The organism is Bradyrhizobium sp. SZCCHNS3016 (assembly GCF_032484535.1).
GTDB lineage: Bacteria > Pseudomonadota > Alphaproteobacteria > Rhizobiales > Xanthobacteraceae > Bradyrhizobium.
The window spans coordinates 80,665-102,720 of record NZ_JAUETE010000013.1; the positions used below are offsets into that span (position 1 = coordinate 80,665).

General features: G+C 63.9%; 21 protein-coding genes and 2 tRNA genes. 13 read left to right on the top strand and 10 right to left on the bottom strand.

Annotation, left to right across the window (positions count from 1 at the left end; translation table 11 throughout):
* Window positions 1-5: 5 nt before the first annotated feature.
* Both QW881_RS23535 and QW881_RS23540 read left to right on the top strand, forming a co-directional pair.
* Window positions 6-743 (top strand): tRNA-uridine aminocarboxypropyltransferase, encoded by a 738-nt coding sequence (locus tag QW881_RS23535; RefSeq protein WP_315757528.1) that lies wholly within the window; start codon window positions 6-8, stop codon window positions 741-743.
* A 50-nt stretch (window positions 744-793) separates the two neighbouring features.
* Window positions 794-967, top strand: coding sequence for a hypothetical protein (locus tag QW881_RS23540; RefSeq protein ID WP_315757527.1), 174 nt, complete (start codon window positions 794-796; stop codon window positions 965-967).
* 50 nt (window positions 968-1,017) lie between these two features.
* Here the strand turns inward: QW881_RS23540 and QW881_RS23545 are convergent.
* Window positions 1,018-1,091: transfer RNA gene (locus QW881_RS23545), tRNA-Cys, on the bottom strand.
* 451 nt (window positions 1,092-1,542) lie between these two features.
* Here QW881_RS23545 and QW881_RS23550 point away from each other — a divergent pair.
* Both QW881_RS23550 and QW881_RS23555 read left to right on the top strand, forming a co-directional pair.
* The gene (locus QW881_RS23550; protein WP_315757526.1) at window positions 1,543-2,118 is read left to right on the top strand and encodes a ubiquinol-cytochrome c reductase iron-sulfur subunit; all 576 of its coding nucleotides are present in this window, start codon (window positions 1,543-1,545) and stop codon (window positions 2,116-2,118) included.
* Between the two features lie 92 nt (window positions 2,119-2,210).
* The gene (locus QW881_RS23555) at window positions 2,211-3,953 is read left to right on the top strand and encodes a methanol/ethanol family PQQ-dependent dehydrogenase (RefSeq protein ID WP_315757525.1); all 1,743 of its coding nucleotides are present in this window, start codon (window positions 2,211-2,213) and stop codon (window positions 3,951-3,953) included.
* Window positions 3,954-4,073: 120 nt separating this feature from the next.
* On the opposite strand, the gene QW881_RS23560 is transcribed toward QW881_RS23555, so the two are convergent.
* From QW881_RS23560 to QW881_RS23585, 6 genes are all read right to left on the bottom strand, one after another.
* A complete protein-coding gene (locus tag QW881_RS23560) occupies window positions 4,074-4,253 on the bottom strand; it encodes a hypothetical protein (RefSeq protein ID WP_315711867.1) in 180 nt (59 codons plus the stop codon).
* A gap of 371 nt (window positions 4,254-4,624) precedes the next feature.
* Entirely contained in the window at window positions 4,625-5,029 is a 405-nt protein-coding gene (locus tag QW881_RS23565; protein WP_315757524.1) for a response regulator, read from the bottom strand.
* Window positions 5,007-5,471, bottom strand: a complete 465-nt coding sequence (locus QW881_RS23570) for a response regulator (protein ID WP_315757523.1) — start codon at window positions 5,469-5,471, stop codon at window positions 5,007-5,009. Before QW881_RS23570 ends, QW881_RS23565 begins: the two co-directional genes overlap by 23 nt.
* Before the next feature lie 219 nt (window positions 5,472-5,690).
* Window positions 5,691-6,536 carry an EamA family transporter gene (locus QW881_RS23575; RefSeq protein WP_315757522.1) on the bottom strand — a complete coding sequence of 282 codons (846 nt, stop codon included), beginning with the start codon at window positions 6,534-6,536 and terminating at the stop codon, window positions 5,691-5,693.
* 15 nt (window positions 6,537-6,551) lie between these two features.
* Window positions 6,552-7,274 carry an NUDIX domain-containing protein gene (locus tag QW881_RS23580; RefSeq protein ID WP_315757521.1) on the bottom strand — a complete coding sequence of 241 codons (723 nt, stop codon included), beginning with the start codon at window positions 7,272-7,274 and terminating at the stop codon, window positions 6,552-6,554.
* Window positions 7,241-7,315, bottom strand: a tRNA-Asn gene (locus tag QW881_RS23585). The genes QW881_RS23580 and QW881_RS23585 overlap by 34 nt, the downstream gene beginning before the upstream one ends.
* A gap of 257 nt (window positions 7,316-7,572) precedes the next feature.
* Here QW881_RS23585 and QW881_RS23590 point away from each other — a divergent pair.
* From QW881_RS23590 to QW881_RS23610, 5 genes are all read left to right on the top strand, one after another.
* Window positions 7,573-7,758, top strand: a complete 186-nt coding sequence (locus tag QW881_RS23590) for a hypothetical protein (protein ID WP_315738031.1) — start codon at window positions 7,573-7,575, stop codon at window positions 7,756-7,758.
* Between the two features lie 132 nt (window positions 7,759-7,890).
* Window positions 7,891-8,556, top strand: coding sequence for a protein-L-isoaspartate O-methyltransferase family protein (locus QW881_RS23595; RefSeq protein WP_315757520.1), 666 nt, complete (start codon window positions 7,891-7,893; stop codon window positions 8,554-8,556).
* A 283-nt stretch (window positions 8,557-8,839) separates the two neighbouring features.
* Entirely contained in the window at window positions 8,840-10,225 is a 1,386-nt protein-coding gene (locus tag QW881_RS23600) for a TolC family outer membrane protein (protein WP_315757519.1), read from the top strand.
* 379 nt (window positions 10,226-10,604) lie between these two features.
* Entirely contained in the window at window positions 10,605-11,363 is a 759-nt protein-coding gene (locus tag QW881_RS23605; protein WP_315757518.1) for a DUF2497 domain-containing protein, read from the top strand.
* A 309-nt stretch (window positions 11,364-11,672) separates the two neighbouring features.
* Entirely contained in the window at window positions 11,673-14,537 is a 2,865-nt protein-coding gene (locus QW881_RS23610; RefSeq protein ID WP_315757517.1) for a valine--tRNA ligase, read from the top strand.
* Between the two features lie 108 nt (window positions 14,538-14,645).
* Here QW881_RS23610 and QW881_RS23615 read toward each other — a convergent pair whose 3' ends face one another.
* On the bottom strand, window positions 14,646-15,269 hold the full coding sequence (locus QW881_RS23615; protein WP_315757516.1) for a DNA-3-methyladenine glycosylase: 624 nt from the start codon (window positions 15,267-15,269) through the stop codon (window positions 14,646-14,648).
* 135 nt (window positions 15,270-15,404) lie between these two features.
* Here QW881_RS23615 and lipA point away from each other — a divergent pair, with 135 nt between their 5' ends.
* Window positions 15,405-16,364, top strand: coding sequence for a lipoyl synthase (lipA, locus tag QW881_RS23620; protein ID WP_315757515.1), 960 nt, complete (start codon window positions 15,405-15,407; stop codon window positions 16,362-16,364).
* Between the two features lie 10 nt (window positions 16,365-16,374).
* Entirely contained in the window at window positions 16,375-16,848 is a 474-nt protein-coding gene (locus QW881_RS23625) for a type II toxin-antitoxin system RatA family toxin (protein WP_315757514.1), read from the top strand.
* A gap of 299 nt (window positions 16,849-17,147) precedes the next feature.
* Here QW881_RS23625 and QW881_RS23630 read toward each other — a convergent pair whose 3' ends face one another.
* Window positions 17,148-18,410: a methyl-accepting chemotaxis protein gene (locus QW881_RS23630; RefSeq protein WP_315757513.1), complete on the bottom strand. Its 1,263-nt coding sequence runs from the start codon at window positions 18,408-18,410 to the stop codon at window positions 17,148-17,150.
* Between the two features lie 860 nt (window positions 18,411-19,270).
* Between QW881_RS23630 and QW881_RS23635 the strand changes: the two genes are divergently transcribed.
* Both QW881_RS23635 and QW881_RS23640 read left to right on the top strand, forming a co-directional pair.
* A complete protein-coding gene (locus QW881_RS23635) occupies window positions 19,271-19,828 on the top strand; it encodes an HD domain-containing protein (protein ID WP_315757512.1) in 558 nt (185 codons plus the stop codon).
* A gap of 248 nt (window positions 19,829-20,076) precedes the next feature.
* A complete protein-coding gene (locus QW881_RS23640) occupies window positions 20,077-20,427 on the top strand; it encodes a DUF1127 domain-containing protein (protein ID WP_315757511.1) in 351 nt (116 codons plus the stop codon).
* Window positions 20,428-20,463: 36 nt separating this feature from the next.
* Here the strand turns inward: QW881_RS23640 and QW881_RS23645 are convergent, their stop codons facing one another.
* Window positions 20,464-21,432 carry an alpha/beta hydrolase family protein gene (locus tag QW881_RS23645; protein ID WP_315757510.1) on the bottom strand — a complete coding sequence of 323 codons (969 nt, stop codon included), beginning with the start codon at window positions 21,430-21,432 and terminating at the stop codon, window positions 20,464-20,466.
* Between the last annotated feature and the right edge of the window lie 624 nt (window positions 21,433-22,056).

Consider the following 22,056-nt stretch of genomic DNA (forward strand, 5'->3'; position numbering starts at 1 on the left):
GCCGCATGCCAGAACCACACGACCATCCGCCGCTCACCACCGAGGCGCCGCCCGATTGCCCGCGTTGCCAGAAACCGCTGCCGCTGTGCATCTGCGACAGCGTCACACCGCTGGAGAGCCGGCTGGGGCTCCTGATCCTGCAGCATCCGCAGGAGCAGGATCGCGCGCTCGGCACCGCGCGGCTCGCCGCCCTGCATTTCAAGAACGCGGTGGTCAAGGTCGGGTTATCCTGGCCGAGCCTCGCCAAGGCACTGGGACGGCCGGTCGCCGATCCCTCGCGCTGGGCCATTCTCTATCTCGGCTCGGCGAAGGCGGCCGAGCTCGATCCCGAGAGCGAGGTGGTCGCGGTGACCCGCAAGGGTGAGGTGGCCGACAACCAGCGCGCCATCCTCAAGTCGATCGAGGGCGTGATCCTGCTCGACGGCACCTGGAGCCAGGCCAAGGCGCTGTGGTGGCGCAATCCGTGGATGCTGAAGTGCCAGCGCGTGATCCTCGGGCCGCGGCAGCCGTCGCGCTACGGTCGGCTGCGCCGCGAACCGCGCCGCGACGGGCTGTCGACCATCGAGGCAGCCGGGATGCTGATGGCCGCGCTGGAACGGCGGCCTGAGATCGCCACGGCCCTCGACGCGAGCTTCGAGCGCATGCTTGCGCGGTATCGGGAGGCGGAGAAAGAGCATCCGGAGCTCACGCCCCGCCCAAAGGCCCGCAAGCCGGATTGGCGCAGCCGCAAACGGCGGGTTTAGGAACCGAGGGTACGCTTCTTGCATTGCAGCATGGAACGAGGATGAGAGCCATGCAGGAAGCAGAAAAGTCCAATGTGGTGCAGTTGCGGGATTACGCGCCCCGGCTAGCCGGCAGGTCTGGCTCGGATCGGGGCGGTGTCTCGGCCGGTGAACGAGGGGCAATTCTGACTTGGCCGCGCGCGCAGGTCAGCTATCCCGGCGGCATCGACGATCTGCCCATCTAGGGCCGGTTCGCGGCCCCAATGGGTAGTCCAACCGCTTGATTTTGATTGAGTGGAGGCCACGACCAGAATTGAACTGGTGTAAACGGTTTTGCAGACCGCTGCGTAACCACTCCGCCACGTGGCCCCTGTGGGCGGAGCAATATAGGCAATCTCGCGCTTAGGCAACCACTCTCGTCGCGAAGCCGACTCCATCGATCCGGACCCTTAGCCAAGTGGAAGTTCGATGCCCCGAGCCGCGTTTCGAGCTGGTCGGCATCGGGCCACGGCAGCGCATAGGGATGTTGTCACGCCGCGCTCATTGCGACCTTGAGCCACATCTCGCTTTGTCGCAATTCCAGACGGCGCTGGCGACACCGTCGGTCTCGATCGCGAGGACCTTTCGCCGAACCGCTTCACCGGCAATGACGCGCAGCAGCGACGATAGTCGAAAACATCGTGGCGAAATCGCGCAGCGCGCCTTGATTTTTTCAGGTTGTGTTGTTCTAATTGTTCTATGTTGGGCTGTGTTGCGGGACGCCGGGCTGTAGAGCAGCACTCCCACGACTCACACACGACTTCACACGCAAAGATCTGTCATGGATGATCACCCGACGCGCCGCTCGGTGGTTTTCGGCACGCTTGCCGCATGCGCAACAGTCACCAGCGCCGCGGCCGATGACGACGATCCGCGCAGGGAGAAGCGGCCGCAAAAAGGCGACCTGATCGTGTTCTCGGAAGGGGAACGCGAAGGGCAGACGATCACGCCTGACGACTTGAAGATCGGCGAGCCACCGGTTCATGGGTGGCCGAAGGATCCAGCGAATGCGATCGTGCGTGACGGATCGCGATTGAACGAGGTGCTGCTCGTCAGGCTCGATCCAACCGAACTCGACGAAGACACGCGTCAGCGCGCGGCCGAGGGCATCGTCGCCTACTCGGCTATCTGCTCGCATGCGGGATGCCCGGTCACGGCCTGGATCAAGGCGACCGAGGGCAACGACGATGTCTTCAAATGCATGTGCCACAATTCCGAGTACGACCCGAGGCGCGGGGCGCAGGTCGTGTTCGGCCCCGCGCCGCGGCGGCTTGCCGCGCTTCCCCTCGTGATCAAGGACGGCGCGCTCATGATCGCTGCGCCCTTCATTGGAAAGGTAGGTGGCCAACAGGGCTGATGAGAATCCCATGTGCCGATCGGAACTCGCATCGTCTCGACACCCGTCACGACAACAAGTGAATCCAAAAACGAAGCAGGGGAGGTTTGTCCATGTCCATCACGTCCACCGCGATCAAGCAATGGCTGCTATCGAGCACCATGGCGTTCACCTGTCTCGCCGCACCTGCAGCCGTGGCCGGCCCCATCGACAACTACAGTCCTGTCACGCCCGCGCGGCTCGAAAATCCCGAGCCAGGCAACTGGATGCTCTATCGCCGGACCTATGATGGCCAAGGCTATAGTCCGCTCGACCAGATCAACACCACGAACGTCAAGGACATGGTGCCGGTCTGGACCTTTGCCACCGGCGTCGTCGAAGGGCACGAGGCGCCGCCTCTGGTCAACAACGGCGTCATGTTCATCACGACGCCGATGGGACAGGTGATCGCGCTGAACGCCAAGACAGGCGACCAGTACTGGCGCTACAAGCGCGAGCTCCCCGAGGATCTGTTCCAGCTGCATCCGACCAATCGCGGCGTCGGCCTCTGGCAGGACAAGCTCTACCTCGCCACGACGGACGATCATCTGGTCGCGCTCGACGCCAAGACCGGCAAGGTGCTTTGGGACAAGAAGGTCCAGGACTACAAGAAGGGACAATATCTCACGCTGATGCCGCTCATCGTCGGCGGCAAGGTGATGGTCGGCGGCTCCGGCGGCGAGTTCGGCGTCCGCGGCTATGTCGCCGCTTATGACGCCGAGGACGGCAAGGAGCTCTGGCGCACCTTCACGATCCCTGCCGAGGGCGAGCCCGGGCATGACACCTGGAGCGGCGACGACTGGAAGAACGGCGGCGGGTCTGCCTGGATGACCGGCACCTACGACAAGGACGCCGAGACGGTGTATTGGGGCGTCGGCAACGCCGCGCCCTGGCCAGGGGGCTTGCACCCCGGCGACAATCTCTACACCAGCTCGGTGATCGCGCTGGATCCTGCGACCGGAAAGATCAAGACGCATTTCCAGTATCACCAGAACGATTCGTGGGACTGGGATGAGGTCGATGCACCGATGCTGGTCGACCTGCAGCGCGACGGCCGCAGCTTCAAGAGCCTGATCCATCCCGGACGCGACGCCATCTTCTGGGTGCTCGAGCGCACGCCGGAGCGCATCAACTACGTCAACGGCTGGAACTTCGTCCACACCGATGTCTGGAAGGGGATCGAGCCCGAGACGGGACGGCCGATCGTCGATCCCGCGCACAAGCCGACGCTCGGCAAGCGGGTGGACTTCTGTCCCTCGTTGTGGGGCGGCAAGGACTGGCCGTCCGCGGCCTACAGCCAGAAGACGCGCTTCGTCTACGTGCCGGCGAACGAGAATTTCTGCGGCGGCTTCACCGGGGAAAAGCTGTCGTTCGTTCCCGGCCAGCTCTGGCTCGGCACCAAGGCCGAGGACATCGGGCTCACGGTGCGGCCCGGTGCCGACCATTTCGGGGAGCTGCAGGCCTGGGATCCAGCGACAGGCAAGAAGGTCTGGTCGCACAATTTCCCGAAATCCCAGCTGTTCGGGTCGGTGACCGCGACAGCGGGCGATCTCGTCCTGGTCGGCGGCACCAATGACCGGATGTTCCGGGCTTTCCATGCCAACACCGGCGAGCTGCTGTGGGAGCAGAAGACGAATTCGGGCATCATGGGCATGCCGGTCGCCTATGAGGTCGATGGCACCCAGTACATCGCCGTGCAGTCCGGCTGGGGCGTCGACGCGCAGCGCATCCAGGATGCGCTCTCGAAAGGCAACATCGGTCTCGAAGACAACGTCCCGCAAGGCGGCGTCGTCTGGGTGTTCGCAGTCAGGAAGTAGCGCCGGTGATCTGAATGGCGGCGGCCTCGGTCGTCGCCATTCCAGGAAACGAAGACTGCAGCAATGTTCCGGCCAAGACGTGCCGATCGCCTGGCCTGCATGGCGACAGAGGATCGCGCGTCAGCAGGCCGCGAACCAGCCGTCTGGAAACGGGATCAGCGGCCAGGCGCCCTGGTTGTCGTTGGCTGCCGTGGGGAAATGCAGGATCGAAAACAAGCGGGCCATGGAATCGGTCTCGGTCTCGGGCGCAATAGCCGTTCTCACAACGTCCATCAACAACTCGTATTCGGCTTCGCTCATCTTGCCCTCGCGCAAACTGCGAGCCACGATGGCAAAATTCCACTTTGTTCAAATTGAGCGGATCGCTCAAATTCTAACGATCGGGCGCAAAGGACCTAATCGTTACCGGTGCCCGTCGTTCCAAAAGGTACCGCGGTCCGCGCTGTTCCGGTGTGAACAGGCTCACACCCCTCGAGACTTCTCGTCTCCCCTTGACCCGTCTCCCTGTGCGCCAGGTGATGCCGTACAGCGACGACGAGCCGGCCTGCAGCCGACCGTGAGCAAGAGATCGACATGGCCGCCGCGAGTCGCAGGCTGCTTCTCCGGCAAAGGTCGAAGAGGCGATCCGCTCCAAACGTCCGGCTCGACGCGTGCGACCGAATCGCTGGCGGTCAGACCGCGACGGCGAGAGGTTCGGTGTCCTGCGCCAGAATGTCACGCATCAGCTGCGACAGGTCTTTCGGCTTGAACGGCTTCGCCAAACGATGAAGGCCGACCATTCTGGCCGAGAGGCCGAGCAAATCAGCCGTCCCGCGTCCTGATTCCAGCACCATGCCCGACATCATCACGATGGGCATCGTGGGCCGAGCCGCGCGTGCAGCCCGGATCACGTCGTTGCCGTCCATGTCGGCCAAGTTGAGATCGATCAGAGCCGCGGCGAAGTCACCGCGGGTCACCGCATCCATCGCCAGCCGACCGTTGGTGACGGCAGTCACCGCGTAGCCCTCGCGAACCAGAAGGTGCTGGATGACACAGCAAACGCCGACTTCGTCATCAACGACCAGGATGTTCATCATGAGGCCTTCCTGACAGATGTGAGCGAGGAGCCACGTGCCGCGCCTCGGTCAGAAGTCGTTGACGCACCTCGATCGAACGATCGACCGCTTCGAGCAGATCGCGGATGTCGAACGGCTTCTGCAACGCAGCCGTCGCTCCGAGCTTGATTGCCATACCGAGGAAGTCCGGAGCGCCCTGTTTCTTGTCGGTGAATGCGTAGCCGGAGATCGCGATGAACGGCACCGTGGGATCGATCTTGATGAGCTCACGAATGGTTGCGATCCCATCCATACCCGGCATGAACATGTCGATCACGACGGCATCGAAGGACACGCTGCCGATCAATCGAACGCCGGTCGGACCGTCCGGCGCGAGAAACACGCAGAACCGCTTCTTCTTCAATGATGCTTCCAGCGCAGCGCGCGTAGCATAGTCATCATCAATAATGAGGACAGTAGGCATGGGCCACCTCAGTATCAGCGGGACTGAAGGACTCTCACGCTACAAGGACAATAGGTTGAAGCTCGAAAATGAGAAAGTGGTTAACACTGAATTAGTTGTTACGATTCTGCAACGAGGAGCTTTACGGAACTTCCCGGCCGCGGGCGGGCGTATGTGCACTAAGCGCGACGAGATGGAACCATGCTTTCCGGACCAATCGCTTCGGCAGTTTGGAGAAGCTCAGCCCGGCTTGAGCAAGGCGATGGCGACCAGCCCGGCTGCGATCAGTGCGGCGCAGCAGAGCCGCCGCGGCGTCGCTCGCTCCTTCAAGAACAGCACGCCGATCAGCGTCGCAAACAAGACGCTGCATTCGCGGAAGGCCACCACATTGGCGATCGGATTGCGGCTCAAGGCCCAAAGGAATACCACGAATGACGCCAGCCCCAGGGTTCCTGCGATCAGCACCGGAATCCAGGCGTCGCGGATCTCCCACACCAGCGCAGGCCCTCGCAGCATCATCGCGACGAGGAAGAACGCGACACTGTCGAGCACGATCATCCAGACCGTGAACGAAGCCCAGCCTTGGGTCTGCCGGGTGCCTGCCGCATCGACGACCGAATAGCCCGCGACCAGTGCGGCGGCGCAGATCGCAGCCCAGAACGCACGACGATCGACGGGGCCGTGGATGCGGTCGCGCGCCAGGCCGGTGATGCCGAGGACGATCACGGCAATCCCGATCAACTGCCCGCTCCGTGGCGGTTGCTGTAGACCCAGCGAGGCAAACAGCGCTGCAAATAGCGGAACGGCGCCGCGCGCGATCGGGTAGGAGCGTCCAAGCTCGGCCGAGCGGTAGGCCGTTGCGAGGCTCGCCTTGTAGCCTGCGTGCAAGACGAGCGAAGCGACGATGAGCGGCCAGGTCGAGGGGGCCGGAACGGGAACGAGAAACATGAAGGGCAGGATCAGGACGCTGCTCACCAGCCCCATGCCAGCCAGGAGGGAGAGGCTGCTGCCGGTCTTGACGATGGCATGCCAAGTCGCGTGAAGCAGACCGGCCATCAGCATGAGAATTGCGGCGACAGGATCCAACGTCTTGGGTCCGGATCAGCTCTCGGGCCGCCAGCTCGCGGCAGCGAAGTAGGGGACGGGGTCGTGCTGGAGCGCCTGCCGCGAGATGATTCGGCTCGATGGTGAAACCGCAAGCTGTTCCCACTCCGCGCGATCGACAAATCGCAGGCTCGCCATCTCCTCGCCGTCGGGCGCAAGCGCGCCGCCTTCAATGACGGCCTCGAACGCGATGACCGTATAGTAGGTCAGATCACCGTTGGGATAGCGGATGAGGAACTCCGGGCCGCCGAACACCCCGAGCAGACGTTTTGGCCGGACCACCAGTCCGGTCTCCTCGAAGCATTCGCGGGTGGCCGCATCGGCTGGGTGCTCATTCGGATCGATGGCGCCGCCGGGCAACGTCCAGAGGCCCGTCTCCGCGTCGCGTCCGAGCAGAATGCGGCCATGGTCGTCGAACACGGAGATGGAAACTGCCGTGGTCGCCAACAGATCATGGCCGATCTTGCTGCGGACGGCTCTCAGATGATCGGAAATCGGCATCGCTGGTCGCCACTTGCAAGAGATCCGTCCCGCTTGCCCGACGCCCCATGCGCCGTCAAGGCGGACAGCCACGCCGCCCAGCCAGATGACGGTCAGGAGGCGCGCGTTCGCCGCGAATCGGCGGGTGCCCAGCGTCACAAGAAAGAGGGAATGTGAGGATAAAGAACCATTCGGCTTGGCCAGAATGGCTCCCCGGGCTGGATTCGAACCAGCGACCATTCGATTAACAGTCGAATGCTCTACCGCTGAGCTACCGAGGAACAGGCGAAGCAATGTTCGCGAGCGGGGCAGCGTATAACAAAGCCTTTCCGCCTTGCATAGAACGAAATCGCATCTTTGCGACGATTGCGCACTATGGAATAAAGTAGCGAATTTTCAGATGGTTATATTGATTTTGAACGCTTGCTGGGCAGCGGCCGCCCACAGTTCGATGACAGGAATTTCACTTGGAGGGGAGTAGAGCGCCACCGATATTTGGCTGGAACCGGCCAGTGCCCGCGCTCATGGAGTGTCGCAGATGCCAAACACCGTGATCCAATTCGCCGAAGCCGCCTCCGCGCCCTCCTTGATTCCCGACCAGGTCGAGCGTCTCAGCGACGACGAATGCCTCACGCGGCTGGCCGACATGGTGACGCGCGGTGATTCCGAACATATTGACGAGATCGTGCAGTTGCTCGGACGACTCGCCGTGGTGATCGAGTAGCTGGCGACCGCTCTCGCAGACGCGGCTTCCCAGCGGATCCGTTCAAACCCGCATGTTGCCTTTTCGGGGACCTTGTACCAAAAGATTGCGCAGATCGTCCGCGGTCCATCCACTTTGCTTGCAGGTCTGCTCATGTCTTCATTCGCGACGGCGCGCCAGAAAATGGTCGATGGTCAGGTTCGGACCAGCGACGTCACCGATCACCGCGTGCTGGATGCGTTGTTGACCGTGCCGCGGGAAGCCTACGTTCCCGCAGATCGGCAGGCGCTGGCCTATCTCGACTTGGATCTCGACGTCTCCGAATCCGCCTCTGCCAAGCGGTATCTGATCAAGCCGATGCTGACCGGAAAGCTGCTACAGGCTGCCGAGATCAAGCCAACCGACAGCGTGCTCGTGGTTGGATGTGCGACGGGCTATCTCGCCGCGCTGGCCGCCCGACTCGCGGGCAGCGTGACGGCGATCGAGGTCGATTCTGCTGTCGAAGGGCGCGCCAAGCAGCTGCTTGCCGCCGTCGATGGCTGCCCGGTCACGATTCGGGTCGCGCCGGCCGCGCAGGGTGATCCGGCGGACGGCCGCTTCGACGTGATTCTCCTCAATGGGGCCACCGAGGTCCCTGTCGACGGTCTTTGCCGTCAATTGAAGGAGGGCGGCCGCCTGGTCGGTGTCTTCGCCACCGTACGTCCCGCCCGCGCCATGATCTTTACGCGATCGCATGGTGATATCGGCAGCAGGGTCCTGTTCGATGCCGCGGCACCGGTCATTCCCGGTCTCGAACAGGTCCCGGAGTTCGTGTTCTAAAGCGTCCGACGAAGCTCTTCGCGGCTTCTCTGAACTGCCGGGCCATTCCGTAGCGCAGGAGGGTTTGCTGCGTCGTTTTCGCGCCCTCTGGCGGGCAAAATTCTGTTTTAAATCAGAAGTGTGGCCCGGATGCTGCACGTTGACAGTTTTCGGCACAGGTTCCAGGCTTGGGTAGTTCCGTTGCGCATGCATGGGGAATAAGGTGCGAGGTGCGCGGGAGTCTCTTCAACAGGTTACGGCCCGGCTCTGGCGTTCGAGCCGGTAACATATGAATGGAACAGGGATGTTTGGGGTGAAGCTCGTCACTGCAGCGGCGGCTGCGGTCCTCGTGATGGCTTGTGCGGGCCCGGCGCCAGCGCTGGCCGACACGATCGAGGCTGCGCTGGTGCGCGCGTATCAGAACAATCCTCAGCTCAATGCCCAGCGCGCCTTTGTTCGCGCGACCGACGAAGGTGTCCCCCAGGCGCTCTCGGGGTATCGGCCGAAAGTAAATCTGTCGGCGACGGGCGGGGTGTCGTACACGGATCTGCAGGCTGCTCCCGGTGCCCCCGCCGCCAGCGGCCTGCAGCGGCCGCGCAGTGTCGGTTTGACGGTGAACCAGACTCTCTACAACGGTCAGCAGACGGCCAATGGTGTCCGGAAGGCTGAAGCAAGTGTCTCTGGTGAGCGGGAAGGTCTGCGCGTTCTGGAGCAGAACGTGCTGTTGTCGGCGGCCACCATCTACATGGACTACCTGCGCGATGCGGCGATCGTCGAGGTTCAGCGCAGCAATACACGGGTGCTGGAGCAGACGCTCAAACAGACGCGCGACCGCTTCAATGTCGGCGAAGTCACCCGCACTGACGTTGCGCAGTCCGAGGCGCAGCTGGCGGCAGGCCGCACGCAGCAGCTCACGGCCGAAGCGAATCTGACTGCGACACGGTCGAATTTCCGACGCATCATCGGCAGTGAGCCGGTGAATCTCATGCCGGGCTCCCCTGTTGATCGCTACTTGCCGCCTACGCTTCAGCAAGCGATCGAGACGGCCTTGACCCAAAGCCCGAGCGTGACGTCCGCGATGTACGGCATCGACGTTCAATTCCTGCAGCTGAAAATCAACGAAGGTGCTTTGCTGCCGACCGTCACGCTCCAGGCCTCGGCGACCGAATCGTACGAAACGTCGGTTCAATCCTACAAGGCGTTCAATGCCGGTGCGACGGCAACGCTCAACGTGCCGATCTTTCAGGGTGGCGGCGAATATGCATTGATCCGGCAGTCGAAGGAGACGCTGGCTCAACGGCGTCTTACCCTTGAGCAGACGCGCGATCAGGCTCGCTCCGACGTGGTATCTGCCTGGGGCAAGCTGCTTGCGGGCAAGGCACAGGTGCAGTCGGCACAGGCCCAGGTCTCAGCCTCCGAGATCGCCCTCAATGGTGTCCGCGAAGAGGCCAAGGCCGGGCAGCGCACCACCCTCGACGTGCTCAACGCTCAGCAGGCGCTGGTCAACGCGCGGAATTCGCTGGTGAACGCCCAGCATGACCGCGTGGTGGCATCCTATACGGTGCTTCAGACCGTGGGGCGGCTGTCACCGCAAGTGCTGAACCTGCCGACCACCAGCTACGATCCCAGTGTGCACTACCAGCAGGTCCGGGATAACTGGGCAGGTGTACGGACGCCGGATGGTCGTTAGTACATTCTTATTATCGACCCTGATCCCTCGGTCCTTGGCCGGGGGATTTTTTTGTGGCACATGCTGTGGTTGTGACGAATGGGCGACGCTTGACGGGCGACCTCCGTGCTCCACCGGGTTCGCGGCCGGCGTTGCTTGCATTCATTTGTTGCCATGACATAGCCTCAAAATGGCCGCCGAACGATTCGGACTGCGTCGGAAGTTCTTCCAAGAATAGACTCCGACATGGGCAGTATCGTTCTGTTGTTTTGCATCGATCAGGCCTTGTCCGGAGACAAGTTGGCATGTCCGTTGAGAAGTCCAAGCCACTTGGGGCCGGCGCCCGGGACTTTTGCGCTGAGCCGGTTCGTACGGCAGCGTTGCTGATTTGGAGTCGGAAATGACGCAGCCTGCGAAGGTCCAAGAACCCTCCATGGAGGAGATTCTGGCGTCGATCCGGCGTATCATTGCCGACGACGAGGGTAAGCCGCCGGCGGCAGACAAGGCCGCCGCGCCGGAGCCGGTCAAGGCCGAGAAGCCGGCGGCCCCGGCAGCGAAGTCGGCGATGAACGACATCCCACCTTCGAAGATCGCCGCTGCGGCTCCCGCCAAGCCCGCACCTCCACCTCCCGCACCGCCGCCAGCGCCTGCGGCCGCCGCGAGCAACAACCAGGACGACATTGACGCATTGCTGGCGGGTTTGGATGAAACGACTCCGGTCGCAGAGGTTCGGCCGGTAGCACCCGAGCCCGATCCCGAACCTGAAGTACTCGAGTTGACGGACGACATGGCAGTGGCCCCACCGACTCCCGCTCCAGCGCCAGCCCCCGCCGCGGCATCCTTCCGAAAGGTGGATCCGCGGGACGATATCGAGTTCATCGAGGCCGGGCGGCTCAATCAGAAGGCTGCCAGCTTCGAGTCCGCGTTCGAGCAAGTCACGCCGAAGCAGCCGATCCTGGCCCCATCGACGGTGAACGCCGTCGAATCGGCGTTCAACGCGCTGGCCAATACGGTGCTGAGCAACAACGCCCGGACGCTCGAGGACCTCGTCAAGGAGATGCTGCGTCCGATGCTGAAATCGTGGCTGGATGACAATCTTCCGGCCCTGGTGGAGCGCATCGTCAAGGCGGAGATCGAGCGCGTCTCGCGCGGCCGCTGACGCCAAGACGGCACGATCTCCCGTTCCGTTCTGGAGTGAGCCGCGGCGGGCGGTAGACGCTATCCGTCAATGTTCGCCGCTGCTGTTGACTTGGCGCGCCGCGGCGGCTTTCTAGCCCTGTCAAGCTGATCCCTGCCGGACGGATCGAGAGGGCTCTTCCGGGAGCGCGGTCCGCGGTCGGACATCAGTCCGAAAACAGCCCAAGCACCAACAGCTTGCGCGAGCTTTTTCAGGTCGTGTCACAAAAGGCCCGGACGAGTTCCGCGACATCCCGAATTGGACAGCCGGCCCCGCGCCGCTGGAAATGCCATGATCGATAAGAATTATCAGCCCACCGATCTCGAAGGTCGCATGTCCCTGGTCTGGGAGGATGCCCGCGCGTTCTCCGCCGGTCGCCCCGATCGGCGCAATGCGGATCCCTTCACCATCGTGATCCCGCCGCCGAACGTGACCGGCTCGCTGCACATGGGGCACGCGCTCAACAACACGCTGCAGGACATCCTGTGCCGTTTCGAGCGCATGCGCGGCCGCGACGTGCTGTGGCAGCCGGGCACCGACCATGCGGGCATCGCGACCCAGATGGTGGTCGAGCGTCAGCTGATGGAGCGCCAGCAGCCCGGCCGCCGCGAGATGGGCCGCGAAAAGTTCCTCGCGCGCGTCTGGCAGTGGAAGGACGAGAGCGGTGGCACCATCATCAACCAGCTCAAGCGCCTCGGCGCCTCCTGCGACTGGGGCCGCGAGCGCTTCACCATGGACGAGGGCCTCTCCAAGGCCGTCGTGAAGGTGTTCGTCGAGCTGCACCGCGCCGGCCTGATCTACAAGGACAAACGGCTGGTCAACTGGGACCCGAAGCTCCTGACCGCGATCTCCGACCTCGAGGTGCAGCAGATCGAGGTCAAGGGCAATCTCTGGTACCTGCGCTATCCGATCGAGGGCACGACGTTCAGCCCCGAGGATCCCACGAGCTTCATCGTGGTCGCCACCACGCGTCCCGAGACCATGCTCGGCGACAGCGCGGTCGCGGTGCATCCGGACGACGAACGCTATCAGCATCTCGTCGGCAAGCGCGTGATCCTGCCGCTGGTCGGGCGTGAGATCCCGATCGTCGCCGATACCTATTCCGATCCTGAGAAGGGCACCGGCGCGGTCAAGATCACGCCGGCGCACGACTTCAACGACTTCGAGGTCGGCCGCCGCCACGGCCTGCCGCAGATCAGCATTCTCGATCGCGAAGGCTGCATCGCGCTGGTCGACAACGAGGACTATCTGCGCGGCTTGCCTGAGGGCTCCGAGGAGTTTGCCAGGGAGTTCCACGGCATCGAGCGTTTTGCTGCGCGCAAGAAGATCCTGGAGCGGCTGGAATCCTTCGGCTTCCTCGAGCGCGTCGAGCCGAACACGCACATGGTGCCGCATGGCGACCGCTCCGGTGTCGTCATCGAGCCGTACCTCACGGACCAGTGGTACGTCGACGCCAAGACCCTAGCGCAGCCGGCGATCGCAGCCGTCAGGTCGGGCGCGACAACGTTCGTGCCGCGCAACTGGGAGAAGACCTATTTCGACTGGATGGAGAACATCCAGCCCTGGTGCATTTCGCGCCAGCTGTGGTGGGGCCACCAGATCCCGGCCTGGTACGGGCCCGACGGCAAGGTGTTCGTCGCCGAGACCGAGGAGGAGGCGGTGTCCAACGCGCTCGGCTACTATGTCGAGCAGGAGGTCATCACCGCGGAGCAGGGGCGCGAGATGGCGCTCGACCGAAACAAGCGCGACGGCTTCATCACGCGTGACGAGGACGTGCTCGACACTTGGTTCTCCTCGGCGCTGTGGCCGTTCTCGACGCTCGGCTGGCCGGATGCCACGCCGGAGGTGAAGCGCTACTACCCGACCAACGTGCTGGTCACCGGCTTCGACATCATCTTCTTCTGGGTTGCCCGCATGATGATGATGGGCATCCACTTCATGAAGGAGGTGCCGTTCTCGACCGTCTACATCCATGCGCTCGTCCGCGACGAGAAGGGCGCCAAGATGTCGAAGTCGAAAGGCAACGTCATCGATCCGCTCGCGCTGATCGACGAGCACGGCGCCGATGCGCTGCGCTTCACGCTGGCCGCGATGGCGGCGCAGGGCCGCGACATCAAGCTGTCGACCCAGCGCGTCGACGGCTACCGCAAGTTCGCCAACAAGCTCTGGAACGCCAGCCGCTTCGCCGAGATGAACGGCTGCACCGTGCCGGACGGCTTCGATCCGGCCTCCGCCAAGGAGACGCTGAATCGCTGGATCGCCCATGAGGCGGCCGCCGCGACGCGCGAGGTCACCGAGGCGCTGGAGGCGTATCGCTTCAACGACGCGGCCAATGCGATCTACCGCTTCGTCTGGGATGTCTATTGCGACTGGTATGTCGAGCTCTCCAAGCCGACCCTGCTCGGCGAGGACGGCCCGGCCAAGGCCGAGACCCGCGCGATGGTGGCCTGGGCGCGCGACGAGATCCTCAAGCTCCTGCATCCCTTCATGCCTTTCATCACCGAGGCGCTGTGGGAGTCGACCGCCAAGCGCGACAGTCTGCTGACCCTGTCACCCTGGCCGCACCGCACCGACAGGCCGACGGTCGCCGAGATCGCCGCGCTGTCGGCCGCCAGCTTCGGCGATCCCCTGGTGCCGCCGCTGCTGGTCTCGTTCGACGCCGCCAGCTTCAAGGACGAAGCGGCCGAGGCCGAGATCGGCTGGGTGGTCGATCTCGTTACCGCGATCCGCTCGGTCCGCGCGGAGATGAACATCCCGCCGGCGACTCTGATGCCGCTCGCGCTCGTCGCTGCCTCCGCCGAGACGAGGGAGCGCGCGCCGCGCTGGAGCGAGGTGATCAAGCGCCTTGCGCGTCTCTCCGACATCTCCTTCGCCGATACGGCGCCCGAAGGCTCCGCCCAGCTCGTCGTGCGCGGTGAGGTCGCGGCGCTGCCGCTCAAGGGCGTGGTCGATCTCGCCGCCGAGCGCACCCGCCTGGGCAAGGAGATCGCCAAGGCCGAGGCCGACATCGAGCGCGTCGATAAGAAGCTCGGCAACGAGAAGTTCGTCGCCAACGCGCCCGAGGAACTGGTCGAGGAGGAGAAGGAGAAGCGCGAGGCGGCGCTGGCCCGCAAGGCCAAGCTCCAAGACGCGTTGTCGCGGCTTCAGGGCGCGTGACGTAGTCCTCTCTCCTTCGTCATTCTGGGGCGATGCGAAGCATCGAACCCGGAATCTCGAGATTCCGGGTCTGGTGCTTCGGACCATCCCGGAATGACTGCCATGGGCTTAGCGCGCGAACGGCTTGCTCAAAAACCGCGAGCCCTTCAGTCCGAACCGCCAGGGCAGCTCGACGGCCTTGGTGATGCCTATGCGCACGCCGGTGACGACGTCGACATCACCCGCTCGTGCGAACAGCTCGATCGGTAGAGCATCCAGCGCCAGGCCATTATGGGCGATCGTGATCCCCATCGCCTCGGTCAGCTTGCCCGGCCCCGAGCACAGTGTCCTGACATCCTCCAGCCCGCGCCGCTGCCGCATCTCATCGATCCCGAACGTCGGCTCGATCGCGCGGATCAGGACCGCGCTCGCCGAGCCCTCCGCCTCGCAGACGAAATTCACGCACCAGTGAATGCCGTAGGAGCGGTAGACATAGGCGAAGCCGGGCGGACCGAACATCACTTGGTTGCGCGGCGTCGGGCCGCGGAACGAATGCGCCGCCGGGTCGGTGTGATGATAGGCCTCGACCTCGACGATGGTTCCGCCGACGCCGTCGACCAGAAAGGTCGCCCCGATCAGCTCCGGCGCCACCTCCAGCACCTCGCGGGCGAAGAACGCCCGCGTCAGCCGTTTGGCCGCGCCATGCCGCCGGGGCCGTGAAACCCCGGGGGCTTTTGCCGGTTTTTGCGCCATTCTGGAGAAAATCCGCCTCGATCAGCGCTGTTCCGCGCTGCCCATATCTGCCATGCCCTGGTATCCTCGGCCAGCCGGTTGCGGTGCGCCGCGGCACGGAATAGCTAGGGCGCAACAGAGGTTTGTGCGAATCCCATGGTCACCATCGTCGACACGCTCTCGAACACGCCGCTGCGCCCGCGCCACCCCGAAAAAGCGAACCGGCCGGACTCGATCTCGCCGGCCAAGCCTGCCTGGATCCGCGTCAAGGCGCCGACCACCCGCGGCTACGCCGACACCCGCAACATCGTGCGCGAGAACGGCCTCGTCACCGTCTGCGAGGAGGCCGGCTGCCCCAACATCGGCGAGTGCTGGGACAAGAAGCACGCCACCTTCATGATCATGGGCGACACCTGCACGCGGGCCTGCGCCTTCTGCAACGTCAAGACCGGCCTGCCTCAGGCGCTCGACGCCGGCGAGCCCGAGCATGTGGCGGAGGCCACCTTCAAGCTCGGCCTGGCCCATGTCGTCGTCACCTCCGTCGACCGCGACGATCTCGCCGACGGCGGCGCTGCGCATATCGCAGCGACCATCCGCGCCATCCGCGCCAAGTGCCCGACCACGACGATCGAGGTGCTGACCCCGGACTTCCTGCGCAAGGACGGCGCGCTTGAGCAGGTCGTCGCCGCCAAGCCCGACGTCTTCAACCACAATCTCGAGACCGTGCCGTCGCGCTACCTCTCGGTCCGTCCCGGCGCGCGCTACTTTCACTCGATCCGGCTGCTGCAGCGGGTCAAGGAGATCGATCCGACCATCTTCACCAAGTCCGGCATCATGGTCGGCCTGGGCGAGGAGCGCCACGAGGTGCTGCAGGTGATGGACGACCTGCGCTCGGCGGAGGTCGATTTCCTCACCATCGGCCAGTATCTGCAGCCGACCAGGAAGCACCACGCCGTGATGCGCTTCGTCACGCCGGAGGAATTCTCCGGCTACGAGACCGTCGCCTACACCAAGGGCTTCCTGATGGTGTCGGCGAGCCCGCTCACGCGCTCCTCGCACCATGCCGGCGAGGACTTCGCCAAGCTGAAGGCCGCGCGCGCCGCCATCGCGCGCTGATCGAGACCAGATGCCGAGATTTTCCAACAAGCGCCGCGTCGCGCATACGGCCGAGCAGATGTTCGACCTCGTCGCCGATGTCGAGCGCTATCCCGAATTCGTGCCGCTGTGCGAGAAGCTGGTGGTGCGCCAGCGTAGCCAGAAGCCCGATGGCACCGAGGTCGTCGTCGCCGACATGACGGTGTCGTTCAAGCTGGTGAAGGAGACCTTCACCAGCCGCGTCACGCTCGACCGCGCCGGGCGCAAGATCCTGGTCGAATATGTCAGCGGGCCGTTCTCCAGCCTGGAGAACCGCTGGAGCTTCGAGCCGCGCGAGCAGGGCGCCTGCGAGGTGACGTTCTTCATCGCCTACGAGTTCAAGAGCCGCATGCTGGCGATGCTGATGGGCTCGATGTTCGACACCATCTTCGCGCGCATGTCGGCGGCGTTCGAGAAGCGCGCGGATGCGATCTACGGCCGCAAGCCGGCGGTGTCGTCGACGTAAGTCCTTGCCAATCCCTGCCGATGGTAGACCACGTCCGGCGCCCCAACCTCAGCTGTCATCCCCGCGAACCATAGCCGCCGCGGAGTATGGGTCCCGGGTCGGCGCCTCCGCGACGCTGCGGGCCGCTCTGGCTTGCCCGGGACGACAGCGAAGGGTGAGGACGCTCCTCGTCATCTCACCCCGCGCGTTCCGAGTGCGAAGCCCGAGCGCTTTCCTTCCTATCCACGTCTTCAAACAGCTGCTCCGCGACATCGTCGCGGAGTCGTTCTGATCGCGGACACGTCGAGCCGCGATCGAAACTACGCCGCCTGCACGGCGCTCAAAAAGTCCTTCACCTTGCCGCGCAGTTCGTCCGCGTGCTTGGCGAGCTGGCCGGCCGCGCCCAGCATCTGCCGCGCGGCGCCGCCAGCTGATTCCACGGTCTGGCTGACCGAGCCGATGTTGGTGGCGACCTCGCGGGTGCCGCTGGCGGCCTGGCTGACCGAGCGGGCGATCTCCTGCGTCGCGTGGCCCTGCTGGTCGACCGCGGTCGCAATGGTCTTGGCGATCTCGCTGATCTGGCCGATGGTGCCGCCGATGCCCTGGATCGCGGCCACCGTGTCGCTGGTGGCGCGCTGCATCGCGCTGATGTGGGCTGATATCTCGTCGGTCGCCTTTGCGGTCTGGCTCGACAGGCTCTTCACCTCCGAGGCGACGACGGCGAAGCCGCGACCGGCATCGCCGGCGCGCGCCGCCTCGATGGTCGCGTTCAGCGCCAGCAGGTTGGTCTGGCTGGCGATCGCATTGATCATGTCGGTGACGGCGCCGATCTTGGCGGCGGCATCCGCCAGGCTGTTGACGAGGTCGTTGGTGCGCGAGGACGCCTCGACCGCCTCGGCTGCGATGGTTGAGGAGGTCGCGACCTGGCGGTTGATCTCGCTGACCGAGGTCGAGAGCTCCTCGGTGGCGCCGGCCACCGACTGCACGTTGGACGATGCGGAGTTGGACGCCGACGCGACCAGCGCCACGCGCTGCGCGGCCTGATCCGCCGTGGTCGTCAGCGACGCGGCCGTCGTCTCGACTTCGCGCGAGGCGCCGGAGATCGCGTTGGCGATGGCGCCGACGCTGGTCTCGAAATCCTTGGCGATCCGGTCGAGCGCGCGCTTCTTCTCCTCGCGTGCGGCGATGAGGTCGGAAAGATCGCGGCGGAAGCTTATGACGTAGGTCTGGCCCTCGACCTGGGTCGGCACCAGCGTGATCTGGACCAGCGCCGGGCTGCCGTCGGCGCGCTTGGTGGTCCACTCGAACGTCGCGTGGCCCTCGCGCCTTGCCTTGGCGTCCATCTCCTTCACCACGTCGGCGGAGCGCTTGCCACTGGGCTGAAACTCCGGCGCCATGGTCGCCGGCGAACGCGACAGCAGGTCCTGCTTGCTTCGGAAGCCGCCGAAGCGGACCGCGGTCTCGTTGCAGGCGATGATCTTGCCTTCGGACATCACCAGGATGGCGTCGCGATGGCGTTCGAACAGCTCCGTCATCAAGAGATTATGCGTGCGATCAGCCGACTTGCCGGAGAAGAAAGCCATGGGGTCCCGAATCCACTGTCAGAGAAGAACGCACGAGACGTAGCAGGACAAAATTAACCAAAACCTTTAGGCCGTGGAGGGGCGAGCGATAATCGTCGGCGATCGCGGTCCGGACGGTGAGGGACGGCATCCAGCGGGCACGCAGCCGCATCCTCCGCGGCGCAATCACGCCCGGGCTGTGCATCTCGATCGACCCTCTGAAATCACGAGGGCGCAGGGAATGCCGGGTGCTGGCCGCAACCCATGGCCCGCCTGCAACAAAAAAAGCAGGCGGCAGTCACCACAGGTCCAGCCGACATCCGGCATTCCCTGCGCGATGGTCCTCACGTTTATACGCAGTCTCCCCGGGGACCGGCTGTTTTGCCCCCGTGACCGGCGGATCATCATCTCCACCGGCGTGACACCAGCTTCGGGGTGTCAGGACGCTGCGACTTCACGTCCGCCAAGAGCCGTTCGTCCGCACGTCCAAGACGCGCTGCGGCCCGTCGGCGGCCATCGCCTCCCCACCTCGCGTGTCGTGACGATCGCGATACGCCCCTCGTGTCGAGGCGGGATGAGGGGAGGGAAGCATGAATTCTGGAAAATAGAAACGAGAATATTTTCGTCGGCAGGACTGGACAGTGAGTCGGACATTGAACGGATTGAGGAAATCAGTGTCTCGGCGCACGCCCTCGCGATGGGCTTCGATCGCAGCAAGGAACCGGAGGCGGGCTCTCCGCTATTCCGCACGCCAGCTGATTCGCCCGTCGGGTCGGCTAGGATGATGCTCGACGTGGTGCCCAATGATTGGAACAATGCCGATAGTCCCCAATGACGAACCATCGGTCTGCCCCTGCGTCAGCCAGAGAAGAAAGCAAGCAATGACACTCTCCCATCTCTACGACGAAGCGCTCGTCTATGCGACAAGGCTGCACCGGACCCAATTGAGAAAGGGCAGCAACGTGCCCTACATCGCGCATCTGCTGAGCGTCTCCAGCCGCGTGCTGTCGGCGGGCGGCAGCGAGGTGCAGGCTATCGCGGGACTGTTGCATGACGCCGCCGAGGACCAGGGCGGGCAGGCCACGCTGGATGAGATCCACCGGCGTTTTGGCGATGGCGTCGCCGGGATTGTCGCGGACTGCACGGATTCCTGGGTCGATCCGAAGCCGGCCTGGCGCCCGCGGAAGGAAGCCTATCTCGCCAAGCTGCCGCTCAAGCCGGCGACATCGCTGCTGGTCTCGCTCGCTGACAAGGTCGACAACGCGGAGGCGATCGCGAGCGACCTTGATGAGGTCGGCGACGTCGTGTGGCAACGCTTCACCGGCGGAAGGGATGGGACGATCTGGTACTATCGCACGCTGAGCAGCATCTTCGATCAGGCCCTGCCTGGATCGTTGGCGCGGCAACTCGCGCGGACCGTCGGCGCCTTTCCGTCCTAACCAGATCGGGCAAGGCGCTTGCCCGCCTCGCACCGGATTCGATGATGACAACCTCAGGGCGATCAGCTATAGAGCCGGCCATGATCACCGTCGCCACTCATCGTTTTGGTCGCATCACGCACCGTAGCTCGCTGGCGGCGGGAGGATCGCGCTCAATCTGACGAATTGCAGCATTTGATCCGAACAGCCGCCAGAACCTGGCGGTTTTTTTGTTGCCGGCAGGTTCTTCATTTGAAGGGGAGCCCGCCATGCCGAGCACGACCGACGATCCGAGGGGCAGCGCCATCGAGGAGCGAACTCCGCTCCATCATGTGCTGCGTTTCCAGGAGCTCGACGAGCGGCGCCGTGGTCCCTCGGCGAGCCATCCCATCTCGCCCAAGCCCGGCGCCGAGATCTACTACTTGGCGCGACCGGCGCCTGATCAAAGCTGCGCCGAGCTGCAGCCAGTGTCATTGCTGCGGCTCTGGTGGAAGCGCTGGCGCGAGCGCGGTCGCTTCGCCCGGGAGTTGCCGTGGATCGCCGACGAGGTGCTGCAGGACTACGGCCTGACACGCGACAAGGCGCGGCGGCTGTGCCGGCGTCCGTTCTGGCGCGCATGAGAGCGACGCGGCGGAACGCAGGTTCTGCCACGGATCCTACTTGCCCAGCTTCTCGGAGAAGAACCTGACGACCTCGGCGTCAAACTCTCGGTGGAACGCCGCGCGGTCGAAATCCGCCGGTTTATCGGCACAGATGCGCGGGACGGCGGCCGCGAGCTCCGCGGAGCACGGCGCGAGGAAAGCAAAATGCGCGGCGGACACGGTGTGGACCTCGGGCGTGCCGGGAAGGCTCGCGGTTACGCGGGCGGTCCCTTCCGGATCGACCCCGTTGCCGCCGAGCTCCGAGCGCCAGACTTGGAGGGGAATCTTGATGCTCGCGAGATTTGCTCGCGTGAATCCGACCGTGTGGGCGGCGTCGGCCAGCACGGCCGCCTTGATCCTCTCGTCGTGCGGCCAGCTTCTGGGAAACTCGCCATTGCGGACCTGCTCGCAGAACGGGTTCTGTTGCGTGCAGTAGTGCGCCACCCGTTGAAAGTCCGGGTCGACGCCGGCGAGAACGGTTCCGGTGTAGCCACCGCGCGAAAAGCCGAAGAAGCCGATCCGGTCCGGATCAATCGCGGCTCTGCTTGTCCAATCGTTCAACATGAAATCGATCAGATGCATGATGTCCTGCGGCCGTGAGAGCCAGACCGACAGGCTGTCGCGCTGCGCCAGGTCACCGACACTGTCGCCGGGATGGTTGATCGCCGCGACGATGAATCCCGCGTCCGCCAGCGCTTCCGCAACATCGTGGTTTCCACCGATCCAGCCGCCGCGACCGTGGGACATGACGACCAATGGCAGCTTCGTGCCCTTGATTGGACAATTCTTTACCCCGGGCAGTGTCTCCAGCCCTGGGATCGCGAGGCTTCCAACCGGCACCCTACCGGCGTCTGTGGCGCAAGGCGTCCAGATGATGCCGTGGAATCCGGAATCGGTCTCAAGGAGTGTTAGGCCGGCAGCTTGAGCGGAAGAGGTGAGGAGCGACAGGGTGAGGGCGAGAGTGGCGGAGGTCCGATGCAGCAAGACGATCTCCTCAAGACGGGATAGAAATGGCGTATACCGCTATAGTTGAGGGAGACCATACACGACAGCCATCAGACTAGAACTAATTCAGGAGCATTCTTCATGATCGAGGTGATTAGGGCCTACCCGTTGCTATTTGTACTGCTTGTAGTTGGCCCCTTCGTCGGCGGGATGGTAGGTACCTATCTTGGCTACGATAATCTTTCAGCTCGTTTGCAAAACGAGCGTCAGTCTGATCGAATTGAACGGCGAGCTGATGGAATTAGCAACGAGATAAGTAGCCTCAAACCTCCTCTGGACACACTCCGGCGCTATTAAAAGGCCCTGTCAGACGCCGGACAAAACCAGGGTGTTCTTGCTCAGCTTCTTAAACAGTACGATCAGTTGCTCGCGGGTATAGCGACAATAGAAGGTCTTCGGGGCAGGGTCGAACAAGCAGAACGACTCGCGAGCGCGGAACACGTGCTCAACGAGATGAAAGCGCTTCTCGGCGAGATAAGGACCGTTCCTGGCCCTGGTGGTCAAGCGTTGGTAATAAAGGCTGCTCCAAATACGTTCAGAGTAACGTTTGCTGTTCCTATGCGAATTGCGCCTAGCCTGACGTTCATTGGTTTGCCTGCAGGA

Coding starts and splice junctions, on each gene's coding strand:
- QW881_RS23535 (WP_315757528.1), top strand. CDS start 6: ATGCCAGAACCACACGACCATCCGCCGCTCACCACCGAGGCGCCGCCC.
- QW881_RS23540 (WP_315757527.1), top strand. CDS start 794: ATGCAGGAAGCAGAAAAGTCCAATGTGGTGCAGTTGCGGGATTACGCG.
- QW881_RS23550 (WP_315757526.1), top strand. CDS start 1,543: ATGGATGATCACCCGACGCGCCGCTCGGTGGTTTTCGGCACGCTTGCC.
- QW881_RS23555 (WP_315757525.1), top strand. CDS start 2,211: ATGTCCATCACGTCCACCGCGATCAAGCAATGGCTGCTATCGAGCACC.
- QW881_RS23560 (WP_315711867.1), bottom strand. CDS start 4,253: ATGAGCGAAGCCGAATACGAGTTGTTGATGGACGTTGTGAGAACGGCT.
- QW881_RS23565 (WP_315757524.1), bottom strand. CDS start 5,029: ATGATGAACATCCTGGTCGTTGATGACGAAGTCGGCGTTTGCTGTGTC.
- QW881_RS23570 (WP_315757523.1), bottom strand. CDS start 5,471: ATGCCTACTGTCCTCATTATTGATGATGACTATGCTACGCGCGCTGCG.
- QW881_RS23580 (WP_315757521.1), bottom strand. CDS start 7,274: ATGGTCGCTGGTTCGAATCCAGCCCGGGGAGCCATTCTGGCCAAGCCG.
- QW881_RS23590 (WP_315738031.1), top strand. CDS start 7,573: ATGCCAAACACCGTGATCCAATTCGCCGAAGCCGCCTCCGCGCCCTCC.
- QW881_RS23595 (WP_315757520.1), top strand. CDS start 7,891: ATGTCTTCATTCGCGACGGCGCGCCAGAAAATGGTCGATGGTCAGGTT.
- QW881_RS23600 (WP_315757519.1), top strand. CDS start 8,840: ATGTTTGGGGTGAAGCTCGTCACTGCAGCGGCGGCTGCGGTCCTCGTG.
- QW881_RS23605 (WP_315757518.1), top strand. CDS start 10,605: ATGACGCAGCCTGCGAAGGTCCAAGAACCCTCCATGGAGGAGATTCTG.
- QW881_RS23610 (WP_315757517.1), top strand. CDS start 11,673: ATGATCGATAAGAATTATCAGCCCACCGATCTCGAAGGTCGCATGTCC.
- QW881_RS23615 (WP_315757516.1), bottom strand. CDS start 15,269: ATGGCGCAAAAACCGGCAAAAGCCCCCGGGGTTTCACGGCCCCGGCGG.
- lipA (WP_315757515.1), top strand. CDS start 15,405: ATGGTCACCATCGTCGACACGCTCTCGAACACGCCGCTGCGCCCGCGC.
- QW881_RS23625 (WP_315757514.1), top strand. CDS start 16,375: ATGCCGAGATTTTCCAACAAGCGCCGCGTCGCGCATACGGCCGAGCAG.
- QW881_RS23630 (WP_315757513.1), bottom strand. CDS start 18,410: ATGGCTTTCTTCTCCGGCAAGTCGGCTGATCGCACGCATAATCTCTTG.
- QW881_RS23635 (WP_315757512.1), top strand. CDS start 19,271: ATGACACTCTCCCATCTCTACGACGAAGCGCTCGTCTATGCGACAAGG.
- QW881_RS23640 (WP_315757511.1), top strand. CDS start 20,077: ATGCCGAGCACGACCGACGATCCGAGGGGCAGCGCCATCGAGGAGCGA.